At 32.1% G+C, this 18440-nt stretch carries 18 protein-coding genes; 9 read left to right on the top strand and 9 right to left on the bottom strand.

What is annotated here, in order from left to right; translation table 11 throughout:
• Positions 1-4 precede the first annotated feature (4 nt).
• Positions 5-1021, bottom strand: coding sequence for an SIMPL domain-containing protein (locus BMY86_RS09895; RefSeq protein ID WP_091468459.1), 1017 nt, complete (start codon positions 1019-1021; stop codon positions 5-7).
• Between the two features lie 160 nt (positions 1022-1181).
• On the opposite strand from BMY86_RS09895, the gene BMY86_RS09890 reads away from it, so the two are divergent.
• The 8 genes from BMY86_RS09890 to hemN all read left to right on the top strand — a co-directional run bounded on the left by BMY86_RS09890 (position 1182) and on the right by hemN (position 7531).
• A complete protein-coding gene (locus BMY86_RS09890) occupies positions 1182-2111 on the top strand; it encodes a hypothetical protein (protein ID WP_091468456.1) in 930 nt (309 codons plus the stop codon).
• Positions 2112-2690 carry a hypothetical protein gene (locus tag BMY86_RS09885; protein WP_091468454.1) on the top strand — a complete coding sequence of 193 codons (579 nt, stop codon included), beginning with the start codon at positions 2112-2114 and terminating at the stop codon, positions 2688-2690.
• Positions 2690-3220: a hypothetical protein gene (locus BMY86_RS09880; RefSeq protein WP_091468451.1), complete on the top strand. Its 531-nt coding sequence runs from the start codon at positions 2690-2692 to the stop codon at positions 3218-3220. Before BMY86_RS09885 ends, BMY86_RS09880 begins: the two co-directional genes overlap by 1 nt.
• A gap of 6 nt (positions 3221-3226) precedes the next feature.
• Positions 3227-3376 carry a hypothetical protein gene (locus tag BMY86_RS13080; RefSeq protein WP_177177164.1) on the top strand — a complete coding sequence of 50 codons (150 nt, stop codon included), beginning with the start codon at positions 3227-3229 and terminating at the stop codon, positions 3374-3376.
• 227 nt (positions 3377-3603) lie between these two features.
• Positions 3604-5208, top strand: coding sequence for a class I SAM-dependent methyltransferase (locus BMY86_RS09875; protein ID WP_091468449.1), 1605 nt, complete (start codon positions 3604-3606; stop codon positions 5206-5208).
• Between the two features lie 291 nt (positions 5209-5499).
• On the top strand, positions 5500-5724 hold the full coding sequence (locus BMY86_RS09870) for a hypothetical protein (RefSeq protein WP_091468446.1): 225 nt from the start codon (positions 5500-5502) through the stop codon (positions 5722-5724).
• Positions 5711-6091: a YchJ family protein gene (locus tag BMY86_RS09865; protein WP_177177163.1), complete on the top strand. Its 381-nt coding sequence runs from the start codon at positions 5711-5713 to the stop codon at positions 6089-6091. The genes BMY86_RS09870 and BMY86_RS09865 overlap by 14 nt, the downstream gene beginning before the upstream one ends.
• Before the next feature lie 78 nt (positions 6092-6169).
• Entirely contained in the window at positions 6170-7531 is a 1362-nt protein-coding gene (gene hemN, locus BMY86_RS09860; protein ID WP_091468440.1) for an oxygen-independent coproporphyrinogen III oxidase, read from the top strand.
• A gap of 404 nt (positions 7532-7935) precedes the next feature.
• On the opposite strand, the gene BMY86_RS09855 is transcribed toward hemN, so the two are convergent.
• From BMY86_RS09855 to BMY86_RS09820, 8 genes are all read right to left on the bottom strand, one after another.
• Positions 7936-8637, bottom strand: a complete 702-nt coding sequence (locus BMY86_RS09855) for a sulfite exporter TauE/SafE family protein (RefSeq protein WP_091468438.1) — start codon at positions 8635-8637, stop codon at positions 7936-7938.
• 186 nt (positions 8638-8823) lie between these two features.
• Positions 8824-9270, bottom strand: coding sequence for a FixH family protein (locus BMY86_RS09850; RefSeq protein WP_091468435.1), 447 nt, complete (start codon positions 9268-9270; stop codon positions 8824-8826).
• A 12-nt stretch (positions 9271-9282) separates the two neighbouring features.
• Entirely contained in the window at positions 9283-10704 is a 1422-nt protein-coding gene (ccoG, locus tag BMY86_RS09845) for a cytochrome c oxidase accessory protein CcoG (RefSeq protein ID WP_091468432.1), read from the bottom strand.
• A 60-nt stretch (positions 10705-10764) separates the two neighbouring features.
• Complete coding sequence (locus BMY86_RS09840) at positions 10765-11691, bottom strand: cbb3-type cytochrome c oxidase N-terminal domain-containing protein (RefSeq protein WP_091468429.1); 927 nt, start codon at positions 11689-11691, stop codon at positions 10765-10767.
• A 12-nt stretch (positions 11692-11703) separates the two neighbouring features.
• Positions 11704-11874, bottom strand: a complete 171-nt coding sequence (locus BMY86_RS09835; RefSeq protein ID WP_091468427.1) for a CcoQ/FixQ family Cbb3-type cytochrome c oxidase assembly chaperone — start codon at positions 11872-11874, stop codon at positions 11704-11706.
• Between the two features lie 4 nt (positions 11875-11878).
• A complete protein-coding gene (gene ccoN, locus BMY86_RS09830; RefSeq protein ID WP_091468424.1) occupies positions 11879-14056 on the bottom strand; it encodes a cytochrome-c oxidase, cbb3-type subunit I in 2178 nt (725 codons plus the stop codon).
• A gap of 9 nt (positions 14057-14065) precedes the next feature.
• A complete protein-coding gene (gene ccoS / locus BMY86_RS09825; protein WP_091468421.1) occupies positions 14066-14236 on the bottom strand; it encodes a cbb3-type cytochrome oxidase assembly protein CcoS in 171 nt (56 codons plus the stop codon).
• Between the two features lie 409 nt (positions 14237-14645).
• Complete coding sequence (locus BMY86_RS09820; protein ID WP_091468417.1) at positions 14646-17033, bottom strand: heavy metal translocating P-type ATPase; 2388 nt, start codon at positions 17031-17033, stop codon at positions 14646-14648.
• A 112-nt stretch (positions 17034-17145) separates the two neighbouring features.
• On the opposite strand from BMY86_RS09820, the gene BMY86_RS09815 reads away from it, so the two are divergent.
• On the top strand, positions 17146-17823 hold the full coding sequence (locus BMY86_RS09815) for a Crp/Fnr family transcriptional regulator (protein ID WP_091468414.1): 678 nt from the start codon (positions 17146-17148) through the stop codon (positions 17821-17823).
• The last annotated feature ends 617 nt before the right edge of the window (positions 17824-18440 follow it).

Raw genomic sequence — 18440 nt, 5'->3', positions numbered from 1 at the left:
ATTCCTATAATATTAAAGGTTTTATATCTCCTGTGGCTGTTATAATGTAATATCTGTTGTTTCTAATGATGGTATTTTTGGGTAACTGATCTTCTTTTAATTTAATTCGAATTGTTAAATCGTAAAATATCTGAATGGTTGGTTCTGTTATATCTGCATTCACAACAAAAGTATGTGATTTTGCTAAAGCAGCATCGTAAAATTGTGTGGAGTTTTTACGAATATTATTGACTTGACTATCTGGTGAAAAATTGATGGCAGCCTGACTATAAGCGGTATAGGCTTTGTAACTTTCCATCGGATATAGAGTTGAATAACCTTCCACTAACGTTTTTTCTTTTTTGAATAAATCGGTATTCATAATAGCAGAATAATTTGTAAGCATTTGCTTGTATTCTTCAGATGCTTTCAATTGTAAAACATCTCTAATATGATCTAAATTACTCGTAACATAATCCACTTTAGCTAAATCATAAATTTCTTGTTTGGCGCAAATACTCATAATTTTATTCAAATCATTAGTGTTTTTAAATTTGATGATTAAATTCTTTTTCAATTCAAATCCGCTTGGTTTTTCATTATAGGTTTTCGGATTGAAAATTTTCTTTGTCACTTCATAATCATACATCGGAACAAAAGAAATCATATCTGTAATCACTTCAATTTCGGCATTAAACGATTTCATTTCATTCATTACTGTATTTAGTCTGTTATCCATTAAGTCGGTAACTTCTTCAGCTGTTTTCCCTACTTGTAACACGCTAAAAACTGCTTTTTGTGCGGTAGCTTTCTCGTTATAAATTCCTTTAATAGAAATAACCATTTCGTTTTCATTACTATAAGTTGTTTGAATAGTTGGTACATCTCGATTGTGATACTGATTCGGGTTTTGATAATTGTAATTACCGCTGGCTTCTTTTCTTAAGGCATCCTCACTGTTTACATTTCCAGAATGTTGTGCGAATAAAGATGAAGAAGTAACTACGAATAAAGTTGCTAAAATTGGGTTTAAATTTTTCATAATAATTTGTTTTTAAAGTTTAACAAGGCAAACTTAGTCCAACACCAAAATTTTTATTTGGTAAAACCGCTGTTTACTGAATGTAAAGTATTTTCAGTACATTTACAGCAGTTTTACAGTAATAAAAAAACAAGTAAAAACTACTTTTGATTATTCATTTATGACAGAATTAGAAATCTTTTATCAACTTAAGAAAAGTGTTTTGGAGCAATACCAAAATAGCTATCCGTATTTTAACGGAAGTTGGAAAAGTTTTAGTTCTCAAGATATTTTGAATTTAATTGATGATATTCAGTTAAAAACAAAACAATCGGTAAGTGAAAAATGGATTTACACGCATTTAAAACCAGAAACTAACGAGAAATTACCACGAAAAGATATGTTGGATATTTTAAGTGTGTATGTTGGAAAATCGGGTTGGGATGAGTTTAAATTTGTTGATAATGCTGTTGTAGAAAAAGAAGAAATAAAGGATGTTTCTAATGAAAATTCAAAAAAGAAATTAGGAATTTGGCCCTTCAACAAGCAATGGATGACGATTTTGATAGTTGGAATTGTTTTAATTGGCTTTTTAGTATGGAAATTCACTTCTAATGAACATCAGAAAATTGAATTGCAAAATAGTTTTACAAAAGATTCAATTTCTAAAGAAGAAGTAAAGGCTTTTATTGTAGAAGATTCAGTTGAAAAACCAATTGATATTCAAACGTCAACTTTAAAGCTGGAAAAAGAAACAAAAGTGGTAATTAAAAGTCCGTTTTACAAACAAAAAGAAGTTACCCTTTCGCCAAATGAACCACTTTCAAGAATTGAACTGAATCCGAATGATTATGCGATGATGTTGAAAGCCTTTATGAAAAGCGATATTAAAGATTGGCAAACCAGAAAGGAACAATTGAATAAAATTTTGTCTGATAATTTGGAAGTCATGGTAATGTTACAAGATAATTTAGGTGCTGAATATTTTAATAAATCCGAATTTTCACAAAAAGTTATCATTCCATCCGCTTCGTTGAAAAAATTAAAAATTGTAGAATTAAAACAAGAAAAGGATAATAAAATATCTTTTTTAAGATTAACAGAAGAATAAATGAAAAACTTAATTCACATATTGCTGTTTTTTCCAATACTGTTAATTGGACAAAGTTCGGGTAACAACAATTCTGTAAAAGAAGAGGCTGTTACAGCGAAAGAATTGTCTAAAAAAACAGTTCCTGTAAATTCAATTGCAGCTCAATTTAATGCTAAAGTCATCGCCGCTTATTCCAATCAAAGCGAACAATTCATTTCAGATTTCTATAACTATTTAACTTTATATAACCAATCGGAAAGTGCTGATTTACAGCAAGAAATAGACAAGTCAATACTTCAAATGTATCTATCAGAAAACATGTTGGTAAATGATTTTATTACTGGTTCAGATAAGAAAATTACATTACTGCAATTACTTCAATTATGTAAAGAAAATAAGTTTGTAGTTACACTTTCAAATATTCAAAATACAGCTTTAAATGCTAATAATTTCGAAATGAAATACCAATTATTAGTAACTAATAAATCGGTTACTAAAACCTATAATTTGGTTCAAAAAGTGTATTTGTTTCCAGTTTTAAAATCATTTGGGACAACTCAAAAAACAGTTTGGGAATTAAAATTAGGTGAGTTTTAATGTACAATCGCAACAATTTTCATAAGCATACTTTTTGTTTGTTTCAACAAGTAGATAATTCAGAACTCAGTAATTTGAAGTTGAGTTATAAAAGTAATTCAGGTAGCGAATATTACTTCACAGAAGTAGGTGTTTTCCGAAAATCGAATCATTGGGGAAGAGCGGCAAATTGCAGGTGGCGATTAATTCCAAATTCGGAATATAAAAATCAAAAAGAAATTATCGGTTTTGCCAATTGGACAGATTTTTATCCTAATAACGAAACCGAAAAGCTATTTTATATTGAAATTGATTGGGATAAGGAAGAAGTGCATTTCAATCATAAAAATAATCCAAACTATAACAATCAAGTAGTGCGTAATGCGGCAGATACAGCCAAACGTATCAAAGAAATAAAAGAAGTTTTACAAAGTAATTCTTGGGCCAAATACTTAAATTTAGACGATTTTGAAGCAAAAAAGCGTAAAATACTATCAGATTTGATGAATACCACTGAAACTTTCGTAAATTTGAAATCGAAATTAAAGTAAATGATAATGGGAAGAAACAATAAAGTAAATAGAGATAAGCATAAAAAGCAGATTGATAATCATATGAAGAAAATTCAACAAACTAAAGAAACTTCTGCAGCTAAAAAAGCCTCTATTCTAGAGCAATACAAGCAATCTTTGAAAAAAGAACAATAATATACAGTTTACGATTTGAGATTTACGCATTTTGATTTCTTAAACATTTAGATCAAAAGATCTGTTTATTTTATGCGATTTCTCAAATCTTTCAAGTAAAAAAAAATCTACATTTTTTCGATTTTATAGTAAAACTTACATGAATTGTATGGTTTTATAAATTCGCAAATCCAAAATTGTACATCGTAAATAAAAATTATTATATTTGGTTAAACCAGTTTTTATTTATGACTACTACAACCAATTTTAGACAAAGAATTTTTCAACATTTAGACGGATTAGTAACTGCACCAGTTGTTTATTCATTATTTCAAAAAGGAATTTTACAATATTTATTAGAGCATAAAGAAGTTACTTTGTCACAATTAACTTCCGAATTCAAAGCCAATGAAGGGTATTTAAACATTGCTTTGCGTGTTTTGGCATCACAAGGCATGTTAGATTATAATTTAGACAATACAACTAATACAGTTGTTGTAAAAACCAATTCAAAATCAAGCTTATCTTTTTCATTAGCACCTGTATATGAAGAGGTTGTTGATGTTTTAAAAGAAAAAGATTGGTTTACTTCAGTACAAATTCAACCAGAATCATATCACGATTTAAATATGTTATTTGAATGGTATAAAAACAATTGTCACATTCAATTGTCGGATACTACAGAAGAAAGAGCCATTCAAGAGCAATTTTTAGCACATATTGAAGGATATTTAGTCGGACCAATTATAGTAAGTTTAGGAATGACAGGTATGTTTCATAAGTATTTTATGGAAACATCGTTTAGTCCGGAAGAGTTTCATAAACATCCAGATGTTTTTAAAATTATATTAGACTTTTTCACGCATTTGGGTTGGTTCACACGCAAAAACAACAACTATCAATTTACCGAATTAGGCTTGTCATTTGCCAAACGTGCTTCTGCATATGGTGTAACGGTTTCTTATTTACCAATGTTTAAAAATGTTGACACACTTTTATTCGGAAATCCGAATTTACTTCGTGATACAGCAGTTGGTGAAGACGAAATACACGTGAACAGAGAAATGAATGTGTGGGGAAGTGGTGGAGCTCATACCACATATTTCAAAGTAATTGATGAAATCATCATCGAATTATTTAACAAGCCAATAAACGAACAACCTAAAGGGATTTTAGATATGGGTTGTGGTAATGGTGCATTCTTACAACATATTTTTGAAGTTATTGAACGTCAAACCATCCGTGGTAAAATGTTAGATGAATATCCGTTGTTTTTAGTTGGAGCCGATTATAATCAAGCAGCTTTAAAAGTAACTAGAGCCAATTTAATTAAAGCAGATATTTGGGCTAAAGTAATTTGGGGAGATATTGGAAATCCAGAATTATTGGCTTCTGATTTACAAGAAAATTATAATATCGATTTAAAAGATTTACTAAACGTTCGTACGTTTTTAGATCATAATCGTATTTGGGAACAACCAAAAAATCCTTCTAAAGATAGAATTAGTACCTCTAGCGGAGCTTTTGCACATAGAGGAGCTTGGATCAAAAATAATGAAGTAGAAGATAATTTGTTTGAACATTTAGAAAAATGGTCGAAATACGTTCATAAATTCGGATTACTAATCATTGAATTGCATACTATTCCACCGCAAATTACAGCAGCAAATTTAGGAAATACAGCTGCAACTGCTTATGATGCAACACACGGATTTTCAGACCAATACATAGTGGAAATTGATGTATTACATAAAATAGCTGCAGAAGTAGGTTTATTCCCAGATCCGTTATATTACAAGAAATTCCCGAATACAAATTATGCTACAGTAAGCATCAACTTACTTAGAGGCTAGGGATTTACGATTTACGATTTACGAATTAGGATTTTTGATTTTTGTTTATTCTATTTTTCTTATAAAAGTTGGTCATAAGAATCTGGAGACGTTGTCAAATCGACGAAGAATGCGTAAAAATAAAATCTGTTTGAGGCTTGCCGAGTTATTTAATTTTGAATTTGAGGAATAATTTGACCGTTGAAGATTCTAAGACTTGATTTTTTGTTTCTTTTGTATCAAGACAAAAGAAAAGATAGTAACTTGGTACCTCAAAAGAGCTTCATTAATTGAAGAATAAAAAAGAATCCAATGAACAACACACCAATAACAAACCTAAAACCCAAAATTCAAGCAATAATCGATTGTATTGTAGCCAAAAACAATGTAAAAGCCTCAATTTTATTATCAGAAGTAAATGATGAAATTGAAGATTTAATCGATTTAACTTCAGACAACAATGAATTAATTGAACTGAGTAAATATCAAATGTTATTAAAGCATTTACAAAATAAAATGAAAAATGAGCAACAATAAACTTTGCCCTTGTGGCAGTGAAAATGAAATGGATAAATGTTGTTTGCCTTTTATTTTAGAAGGAAATGCACCAACAGCCGAAAAATTAATGCGATCTCGATATACTGCATACACTATTGGCGATGCAGAATATTTATACAATACTACTCACGTTTCTCAAAGAAAATACGCTAATAAATCTGATATTTTAGCTTGGTCTAAGCAAAACACTTGGGTCAAATTAGAAATCATTCATGTAGCTGAAAATACAGTTGAATTCAAAGCGTTTTATTTCGATCAATTAGGTAAACCACAAGAACATCATGAAAAGTCGACTTTTATCAAATTTCAAGAGCATTGGTATTACGTTGACGGAAAATTTTATTAGTAGATAATTGGTAAGTATGACAAATGTCATAATTTAAACCCTGCATAACGGCTACTTTTGGAGTAAATTCTAAAAGTTATGCTGTCACTTATTCAAAAATATAACGTTCCTGGTCCGAGATACACAAGTTATCCAACTGTTCCTTTTTGGGAAGAAGATGCTTTTACGGAACAACAATGGATTCAAAATTTAAAAGAAACCTTCAAAATTTCGAATCATACTGAAGGAATAAGTTTATACATTCATTTACCTTTTTGCGAAAGTTTATGCACTTTTTGTGGCTGTAACAAACGAATTACGAAACGACATGAAGTAGAATCACCTTACATTAAAGCGGTTATCAAAGAATGGCGTATGTATTGCGATTTGTTTTCAAGAAAGCCAAACATCAAAGAAATTCATTTAGGTGGTGGAACGCCAACTTTCTTTTCTACAGAAAATTTAACGTTGTTGATGAATGGAATTTTCGAAACGGCTAACAAAGCAGATGATTACATTTTTAGTTTTGAAGGTCATCCTAATAATACTACTAAAGAACACTTACAAACATTATACAATTTAGGATTCAGAAGGGTAAGTTTCGGAGTACAAGATTATAGTCCAACCGTACAACAAGCTATCCATCGCGTACAACCATTCCAAAATGTAGCAAAAGTTACGCTTTGGGCCAAGGAAATAGGGTACACGTCTATTGGTCACGATTTAATTTACGGATTACCTTTTCAGAATTTAAAAGATGTGGTAGATACAATTTTAAAAACCAAATCGTTAATGCCCGACAGAATTTCTTTCTATAGTTATGCTCATGTGCCTTGGCTAAAAGGAAACGGACAAAGAGGATTTAAAGACGAAGACATTCCGCAAAGTGATGCCAAACGACAATTATATGAAATTGGAAAGAAAATGCTTTTAGAAATTGGCTATTTAGAAATCGGAATGGACCATTTTGCCTTGCCAACAGACGAAATGTATCAAGCTTTTGAAAACAAGAATCTGCATCGAAATTTTATGGGTTATACAGCTTCTAAAACAGAGGTGATGATCGGATTGGGAGTTTCTTCTATAAGCGACAGTTGGAATAGTTTTGCTCAAAACGAAAAATCATTAGAAGATTATTACACAAAAATTGAAGCAAATAAATTACCCGTTTTTAGAGGACATCATTTATCTCAAGAAGATTTAATTATCAGAAAACATATTTTGAATTTAATGTGCCATTTTGAAACATCATGGAAAGAGGAAGCTTTGTTTTTCCCAGATATTTATGGAGTTTTAGAAAACTTAGAAGAAATGGAACAAGATGGTTTATTAATAATTGAAGATGATTCTATTAAAGTCACCGATTTAGGAAAAGCATTTGTTAGAAACATTTGTATGGCTTTTGATTTACGATTACGTAGAAAAGCACCACAAACAGAATTGTTTTCAATGACGATATAAAATTAGAATTGAAGTTTCAAAGTTTTAAAGAGATTAAGTTTCAAAGAGACAAAGTTTCAAAGATTCAAAGAGGGTAGGAGATAAAGTTTCAAAGAGACAAAGGGACAAAGGGAGAAAGTTTCAAAGAGACAAAGGGACAAAGTTTCAAAGATGAAGTTTCAAAGTTTCAAAGAGGTAAGTAGGTTAAGTTTCATAGAGACAAAGGGACAATGATTCAAAGATTCAAAGAGCCATAGTTTTATGGAGAAAAAGATATAAGAAATTCCACTTTGCTACTCTGCAACTCTGTAACTCTGCCACTCTGTAACTCTGCTACTCTGTAACTCTGCCACTTTGCCACTTTGCCACTTTGCTACTCAGTAACTCAGTAACTCAGTAACTCAGTAACTCTGCCACTAAAAAAACTAATGACAATTAACTTCAGGTTGAATATGTAAATGCATGATACTAGGAGAGATATAAGGGATATTTAACCCAAATCCTCTAAGAATAAATAGAATTCCAATACAAATGATCAGTATTGGAATTATTTTTTGAAATTTAGAATAATATGAAAACTGAGTGGTTTTCAAGAAGTTCACTAAAACCATCATTAAAGGAATGGTTCCTAATCCGAATAAAGTCATGTATAAACTTCCCATAAATACATTATTCATGGCCATAGCACCAAATAGTGCTACATACACCATTCCGCATGGCAAATAGCCGTTAAATAAGCCAATTAAAAACAACGATTTATAACTCTTCTTTTTAAATTGTAAGCCTAATTGGGTTTTAACCCCACTAATTAAATGATAAATAGGTTTTGAAAAGTTGTATTGAGCCAATTTTTTTTCAGGAATAATGGCAACTAAAATCATTAAAACTCCAACAATAATAGATAATTGCTGCTGAAAACCAGCCAGGAAAAAACCAGCACCTAACATTCCGAAAAGTAAACCTAAAGAAGTATAAGCTGTAACTCTTCCAATTTGATAGGTGCTAATTTGTAACCATTTTTGTAAAACATTATTTCGATCTACAGGAATCATTAAAGCAATCGGACCACACATACCTATGCAGTGCAAACTACTTATAAATCCGAATATTAGAGCAGAATAAAGCATTTTTTTAGTAATTAGTAATTAGTGAAAAGTGAATGGTTTATCATAAAATCTAATTTGTCACCCTTTCCCGAAACTTCGGGAGTCGAAGGACCAATTCGTAAATCTCAATTCGTAATTCCCAAATTGTAACTCGTAAATCGTAACTCGTAATTTACAATTCGTAAATCCCAAATCGTAACTCGTAAATCAAAAATAAACCGTTTCTTTATTTAAATAAGACAATTCATCAACCTTCCAATCAACAGATACTTCCCATAGACCGCCAACCAATTTATGATTAGGTATGAGCATTATTGGACTTGAAAGAGTAATCTTTGTTTCAAAATCCAATTTTTGATTAGACGGTCTGTATAGGGAAATAGTTCCTTTTATTTTTTGATAATCAATATCAGACGGAAAAACTATTTGCAATCCATCTTTCGTTTTTTCAATTTTTAATTTTGTTTTTAAAGCATTAGAAAGTTGTTGACTCTCAATTTCTTGTTGCACTACACTTTCTTGTTTGTAGTAATCATCTGCCACTAATTCGTTATCGTATTTTGAATTAGACTGCACTAAAAACACAAATGATAATATAAAGACCATAAAGCTTCCAAAGCCAATGATTATTCCTGTACCCCAATTTATTTTCATAATATGAATTTTTTAATTAAACGTTCTCGGACCAAGAAAATTAGTGGTTATGGTTTGAATCACTTTATTTCCTTGATGTACTTCTATATTAATTTTGGTATTATCGGTTTCTAATAAAACGGTCGGAATTTCCACAAACAAAGTACCTGTTGTAGCACTTGCTTTATTTACATGAAGCGTTGAATTTCCTACCAATTTCAATTTTCCTTGTTTCGGATTGGTAATCTTAAAAGTGATGTTTTTTAAGTTGTCATTGGTTTTATTAATGATTCGATACGTGTACACATTACTAATGTTTGAACCTTTTTCCTCATATAATTGTCCTGATAATCGTAAAATCTTAGTATCTACTTCTGTTCGTAAAACAATCATCGAAACCATAATGGTTGAAAGAATCGCTAATACCGCAATATAACCTTTCATTCTTGTGGTAAGTTTGAACTTTTCTTTCTTAGAAATTTCAACTTCACTAGCAAAGCGAATTAACCCTTTTTGTAAATTCACCTTTTCCATCATCAAGTCACATTCATCCATACAAGCGGTGCAATTCGTACATTCTAATTGCGTACCATTACGGATGTCAATTCCAGTCGGACAAACATTCACACATTGATGACAATCGATACAATCTCCAAATTTTAAAGTGTTTCGATCTTCATTTTTTTTGAATTTAGCTCTACCGTTTTCACCTTCACCACGAACATAATCATAGGCAACAACAATAGATTTATTATCCAATAAAACGCCTTGTAATCTTCCGTACGGACAAGCAATAATGCATACTTGTTCTCTAAACCAGGTAAATACAAAGTAAAAGATGAACGTAAAAATGATTAATACCACTAAGGTTTTTACATTACTCAAAGGACCTTCTTTAACCATTGCAAACAACGTATCACTTCCTACTAAATAGGCTAAAAACACATTTGCAATACCAAACGAAATGACAAAAAACACAAACCATTTAAAGCCACGCTTTCTAATTTTTTCAGCATTCCATTCCTGGTTTTCCAATTTAATTTGAGCACCTCTGTCGCCATCAATCCAATATTCAATGCGGCGAAAAACCATTTCCATAAATATTGTTTGCGGACAAAACCATCCACAAAACACACGACCAAAGGCGACTGTAAATAGCGTTAAACCTACAACGCCAATGATCATTAACACAACAACTAAATAAAAGTCTTGTGGCCAAAAAGGCATCCCGAAAATATTGAATCTTCTGTCTAAAACATTAAATAATAAGAACTGATTGCCATTAATTTTTATAAACGGGCTCGATAATAAAAAGGCTAACAAAACGTAACTCAGTAATTTTCTTCTGTTGTAAAATTTACCTTGTGGCTTTTTAGGAAAAATAAATTTCCTTTTCCCTTTTTCGTTAATAGTTCCAATTCTGTCTCTAAAACTTTCCTCTTCAATATTCGACATCATCTTTTATTTAGTTGTGTTGGATGTATATTTCAGAATGTTTTCACATTCCAATTGTTTTTATTTTTCAGCTATTAATTCAGGCTTTTCAGCTGCAGGTTTATCACTTCCAGCTTCTGTCCATACTTCACCTTCAGGAGCTTTTCCGCCAGCAGGCTTTGTTCCGTGTAACGACATAACATAACTCGCTACTTTCTGAATTTCTGTTGGCTTTAAGCTTTCTTTCCAAGCAACCATTCCTTTTCCAGGACGACCACCTTCAGAAATAGTAGTAAACAAGTTTTTAATTCCACCACCATTAATCCAATTGTCATCGGTTAAGTTCGGACCAATAGCACCACCACCATCAGCTTTATGACACAATACACAGTTGGTTTCAAAAATAGCTTTTCCTTGTGCAACAGCTGCAGCATCAGTAAGTTGAGTTACTTTATCTACATTCATTAAATCTGGTGCCGTTTTATTGTATTCTTCTACTTTTTTCTCTGCAATAGTATTTTCAATTACGTATTCTTCCGCTTGAGTATAATCACCCACAACATGGAAACGTACTAAATACACTAAAGCAAATAGGATAGTAGCATAAAACAATCCTGAGAACCATGGTGGTAAACCGTTGTCTAATTCTTTAATACCATCATATTCATGATCTAATTCAATATTTTTTTCTTCTTCAATTGGTTTCAAATCGGAAATTTTGTGCATCCATTTTTTGTAGAAAGCCGATTGCATGAAAGGTTTTTCATATTCAATATCGAATTCTTTTTTAGCCTCATCCGTTAATAATTCGTAAGTAACTTTATCAACCGCATTTAAAATAAGTTCAATAGCAATGAAAATGAATATCAAAATCAAATGTACGATAGGAATTACAGGGTATTTTAAAAACGCTGGACGATCTCCAGAATCAATAAAATATTCTGTTAATGCAAATACGAGTAAATAGAAAAAAGGAAATCTAATATAAACTGGAATATATTTTCTCATAATCTTAAAAATTTAGTTTTCGTTAAAGGGTAATTCACTCATAAATTTTACTTTTTCTTTACTATACGTCAAAGCGTAAACCATGTAAGAAATAAAAATGGTAAAGAATAGAACTAGAGATATAATTGGAAATATTTCTACTCCGTTTATACTTTCCAAATTGTGTTTGATGAACTTTAACATATGCTTATTTTTTAACTTTAATATCTGTTCCTAAACGTTGTAAGTAAGCAATTAAGGCTACAATTTCACGATCTCTCATTTGAACAAATTTCTCACCTGTTAGTTTTGCTTTTTCTTTACTTGCGGCATACGATTTAGAGAAATTCGGATCTGTTTCTAATCCTTTTTCAATATCAATAGATTGTTTTTCAATGCTTTCAAAAGCAGTCGCAATATCTTTGTCGGTATATGGAACTCCTAAGTTTTTCATAACCGCCATTTTTTTCTGAATGTCGTCGTGTTTCATTTTCTTATTATCAAACATCCATTTATACGCAGGCATAATAGAACCTGTTGTAGTTGCTTGTGGATTCCACATGTGACTAAAGTGCCAACTGTGAGGATATTTACCACCAACTCTCATTAAATCGGGTCCAGTTCTTTTAGAACCCCATAAATGTGGATGATCATATACATATTCACCCGATTTAGAATATTCACCGTAACGTTTTACCTCACTTCTAAACGGACGAACCATTTGCGAGTGACAGTTGTTACAACCTTCACGGATGTATAAATCTCTTCCTTCTAATTCTAATGGTGTATACGGTTTTACGCTTGTAATTGTGGCAATATTCGATTTTACAATTAACATCGGTACAATTTGAATTAATCCTCCAATAGAAACCGCTACTACTGTTAAAATGGTGAATTGAACTGGTTTACGTTCTAACCAAGCGTGAACTTTTTCATTTCTTAATCGGCTAGAAGCAATTGATGGCAATGCAGCCGCTTCAGCTTCTTCATCGGTTACTGCAGAACCTGCTTTTACGGTTTTAATAACATTATACACACCAACTAAAACTCCTGTTAAGTATAAAACACCTCCAATAGAACGCATCGCATACATTGGCATAATTTCAACAACAGTGTCCATAAATTGTCCGTACACCAACGTTCCATCTTCGTTAAATTGTTTCCACATTAACGATTGAACAAATCCAGCAACATACATTGGTAAAGCATATAAAATGATACCTAATGTTCCAATCCAGAAATGGAAGTTGGCTAATTTTTGAGAATATAATTGTGTTTTCGTAATTCTTGGGATAATCCAATAAATCATACCGAATGTCATAAAACCATTCCAAGCTAAAGCTCCAACGTGAACGTGAGCTACAATCCAATCAGTAAAGTGCGCAATAGCATTTACGTTTTTAAATGATAACATCGGACCTTCAAAAGTGGCCATACCATAACCGGTAACACCAACTACGAAGAATTTTAAAACCGCATCGGTTCTTACTTTATCCCAAGCACCTCTTAATGTTAATAATCCATTAATCATACCTCCCCAAGATGGCGCAATAAGCATGATTGAGAAAACAACACCTAAGTTTTGAGCCCAATCGGGTAAAGTTGAGTATAATAAGTGATGAGGTCCAGCCCAGATGTATAAGAAAATTAACGACCAAAAGTGAATGATAGATAATCTATAAGAATAAACCGGGCGATTAGCAGCTTTTGGTAAGAAATAATACATCAATCCTAAGAAAGGAGTCGTTAAGAAAAACGCAACAGCATTATGTCCGTACCACCATTGCACTAAAGCATCTTGAACTCCAGCATATACCGCATAAGATTTAGTTAAAGAAACCGGAATAGCAATACTATTTACAATATGTAATAAAGCAACAGCAACGAATGTCGCAATGTAAAACCAAATAGCCACATAAATATGACGTTCTCTTCGTTTAATAATGGTTCCAATCATGTTGATACCAAAAGCTACCCAAATTAAGGCAATTGCAATATCAAAAGGCCATTCTAATTCGGCGTATTCTTTAGAAGTTGTAATACCCATTGGTAAAGTAATGGCAGCACCCACAATAATAAGTTGCCATCCCCAGAAGTTAACCTGACTTAAAAAGTCGCTATACATTCTGGCTTTAAGTAAACGTTGTAACGAATAGTACACACCTGCAAAAACGGCATTTCCAACGAAAGCAAAAATTACAGCATTTGTGTGTAAAGGTCTAAGTCTTCCATAACTTAACCACGAAATTCCGTCAGTTAAATTTGGAAAAAGATAAAAGAACGCTACCAGTAATCCTACCAACATTCCTACCACTCCAAACAGCAGTGAGGCATAAATAAAATTACGAACGATTTTATTATCATAACGAAATTGTTGCATTTCCATAATTATTGATTATTTATTTAGATTTGATTTAGTTTTTTTTAATTCATCGTCGAATAGCATACGTACTGATGGCGTATAATCGTCATCAAACTGTCCGTTTTTTACCGCCAAAATAAATGTGATTAGAAACACAATGGCAATTAATATGCTAATGGTTATAAGAAAATAGATAATACCCATACCTCTATAAGTTTTAAACAAAATTAGATTAGTGCTGTTGGAATAAATATGACATTTGTCATGTATTGGATTTTTATTTACGATTTACGATTTTTGATTTGAGATTTAATTATTATTCGTCAGTTCGAGTGTTCCAATGAAGCATGAATTGGAATGTATCGAGAACTACATCTCAACACTTTTTTTACACCCCTAAAGTCCCCTCAAGGGGACAATACCAACTATCAACTTTCATTTTAAAATAGAATTTTTCTTATTTATACAAAATTCACTTAGATGGATTGTCCCCTTGAGGGGACTTTAGGGGTGTTTTACGATTATGATTTTTTAATTATGACACATAACAATCAACCACCAACAATCAACCACCAACAATTAACAATAAACCAAAACAACAAACCCTCAGCACCTAAATCCTAACCTTCTTCCCATAAACCTTACTCAAAACAGTAACAAAACTCACAATCGTAATGGCACTCATCGGCATAATAATCGCAGCAAATAGAGGAGAAAGCTTACCCGTTAAAGCAAAAGCCAATCCAACTGCGTTATACAATAAGGATAATCCAAAACTCATGTAAATAATTTTCATCGCATTTTTCGAGTAGTGAATGAAATGAAACAGCTTTTGAAATTGAGTAGCATCCATAATCCCATCACACGCAGGCGAAAACACATTTACATTTTCAGAAATGGCAATACCAATATTACTTTGCGCCAAAGCTCCAGCATCATTTAAACCATCGCCCACCATCATTACATTTTTACCTTGTTTCTGTAAACGTTCAATAAATTGAAGCTTTTGTTCGGGTTTCTGATTAAAAATTAAGTTTGTGTTTTTAGGCAAAATGCTTTTCAAATATTCTTTTTCCCCATCATTATCACCCGAAAGGATTATTGTTTCATATTGATTCGAATGCAGCTGCTGAAACAATTCATGCAATCCTTCACGGTATTGATGATTAAATTCAAAATATCCTTTATAAACCGAATTCATTTCAACATGTACCTTAGTCGTTTTGTTTTCTTCAGAACCTTCAGGTTTATCCAATAACGCTAACGAACCAATTTTAAAAGTATCCTTACCAATTGTAGCAATCATTCCTTTACCAATGATCTCTTCGTAATGAAATACTTCGGTTAAGGAAGATTCCGGTAAAAAATCATAAAGTTTTCTGCTCAAAGGGTGATTAGAGTTTCGGATGATGCTTTTAATTCTCATCACCTCATCATCTAACAAATCATCACCAATAAATTCAATATTCGATTTTAAAGAAGAAGTAATCGTACCCGTTTTATCAAAAACAATCGTATCTACTTTTGCCATTTGCTCAATAACCTGGGCATTTTTCAAATACAATTTATTATTTCCCATAATACGCAACACATTTCCTAACGTAAAAGGAGCAGTTAAGGCTAACGCACACGGACAAGCCACAATTAATACTGCCGTAAATACATTAAAAGCCATATACGCATTAATAAACAACCAGAAAATAAGCGAGCCAAAAGCCAATAATAATAGAGCAGGAGTGAAGTACTGACTCATCATATCGGTAATCGATTTATGTTTTTGATCTACTTTCTTCTGAAAAACATCATTACTCCACAATTGCGTTAAGTAACTTTGAGAAACCGAAAACAATACTTCCATTTCTATGACACCACCTATTTGTTTTCCTCCGGCAAAGACCTTATCGCCCGATTTTTTTTCAATAGGAACCGCTTCACCCGTTACGAAACTATAATCTAACGACGTTTTTGGCGAAATCAGAATACCATCAACCGGAATTAATTCTTGGTTTCTAATCAGTAATCGGTCGCCTTTTTCAATCTTATAAATCTGACACGGTTCTTCTTGTCCGTTCGGATTAATTTTAGTCACTGCAATAGGGAAATACGACTTATAATCGCGTTCAAAAGACAAGAAATCATACGTTTTTTGTTGGAATAACTTTCCAAGCAACATAAAAAACACCAATCCCGTTAAACTATCAAAAAAGCCTTGTCCGAAATCGAAAACTATATCAATCACACTTCGTACAAACATTACAATAATCCCTAAAGCAATAGGAATATCAATGTTTAGCATTTTCGATTTGATGCTTTTATAAGCTGAAACATAATAACCACTAGCCGAGTAGAAAAAAGAAGGTAACGATAAGAAGAAAATCAGCCAACGGAAGAACGGCTTGTATTTCTCTATCCAAAATTCATCCACTTCAAAATATTCGGGAAACGATAATAACATAATGTTTCCAAAACAGAAAAAGGCAATACCTAGTTTATAAATTAAACTTCTGTCGACTACTTTTTTACCCGTTTCATAGTTTTCTAAACTAATGTAAGGCTCATAACCAATAGAAGAAATTAGATATACAATTTCCTTTAGCGAAGTAATCTCCGAATTGTACGTAATTCTAACTTTCTTTTGCGTAAAATTTACTTGCGAGGTACTGATACCTTTTTGAAGCTTTTGTAAATTTTCCAAAATCCAAATACACGAACTACAGTGAATATGTGGTATGTATAAGGAAACAATATGTGTGTTATTTTCTTGAAATTCCAATAATTTGGATAGAATTTTTTCATCATCTAAAAAATCATATTTACCTTTAATTTCTTGCGGAGTAGCTCCTGGAGCCGATTGAAAATCGTAGTAACACGTTAAATCATTTCGACTAAAAATCTCATAAACTGTCTGACATCCTACACAACAGAATGATTTTTCGTCAAATTGTATCTCTTCCTTTGCAGTATATTCCTTACCACAATGAAAACAATTTTTATTGTCCATAATAATGCTCATTTTACCTTCAACAAAGGTCAAATTTTGCCTAAAAGAAAAATATGATAATTATCATACTATTCGTATTTTTGCAAACACAACCATTTTTATACGGTAAACCATGAGTAAATGCGAACAATGTATAGTAAGAGAGTTTAGTGCTCTTAAAGCCCTTAATAAAGAAGAATTATTAAGAATGGCAGATTGTAAATCTTCTTATACCGTTAAAAAAGGAGAAACCATTTTTGACGAAGGAGATTTATTAAACGGCATTTACTGTATAAAAACCGGAGTTTGTAAATTATCGAAGTTAAGCGATAATGGAAAAGACCAAATTGTAAAACTGGTTAAAAAAGGCGAATTGTTAGGGCAACGTTCCTTAATTAGTGACGAAACTACCAATTTAAGTGCAGTGGCGGTAGAAGACATGCAAGTATGTTTCATACCCAAACAAGAAATCTTAAAGTTCTTCAACGAGAACAATCAGTTTTCTTTAAACATGATGCGTTCGGTTTGTGGCGATTTAAAAGATGCCGATGACGGAATGGTAAATTTGGCTCAAAAAACCGTTAAACAACGCCTTGCAGAAACCTTATTGAAATTAGAAAACGATTTCGGCGTACTACCAGACGGAAGTTTAAAACTCCAATTATCGCGCGAAGAAATTGCCGGTATGATAGGAACCGCTACAGAAAGCTGCATCCGATTACTATCCGAATTCAACAAAGAAGGCTGGATTACCCTACAAGGAAAAAAGATTTCCATCACCAACAAAAAGGAATTACAGAGAATGGTGTAAGTTGGAATTTGGAATTTGGAATTTGGAATTTTTAAAGCATATAAGTCATATAAGTCATGTCATTACGAATAGCCTGTGCTGAGCTTGTCGAAGTAAAGTAATCTAACCACATAGGCACATAGTTTTTTAAGCGTTGTAAATAGAGTCGCTTCGCTTAAAATAGTTCACATAAGTTGAACGTTCAATTTGTCTCCCGAAGCTTCGGAACTGTCAAGCATCTCACACAATCCTATTTCATATCATTTGTCACTCTGTCCCGAAACTTCTGGAGTCGAAGTGTAAATCCAAAATCGTAAATCGTAAATCGTAAATCGAATTCCCCTTATGAAAACCTCGTCCTAAGAATCTGGAAACGACGTCAAATCGACGAAAAATGCGTAAAAATAAAATCTGTTTGAGGCTTGCCGAGTTATTTTATTTTAGCATTCGAGGAATAATTTGACCGTTGAAGATTCTAAGACTTGATCTTTTGTTTCTTTTGTATCAAGACAAAAGAAAAACAAATAAAAGAAGCTTTTACTATTTTAATATCTAATGACTTGATCTTTTGTTTCTTTTAACTCACAATTTAATATTTTTTATTTGTGTTCGTTGAACCTAAAGGTTTGTATCAAGAC

Source organism: Flavobacterium urocaniciphilum, from assembly GCF_900110615.1.
In the GTDB taxonomy this organism is placed as follows: Bacteria; Bacteroidota; Bacteroidia; order Flavobacteriales; family Flavobacteriaceae; genus Flavobacterium; species Flavobacterium urocaniciphilum.
This window is presented reverse-complemented; position numbering and strand designations above follow the sequence as displayed.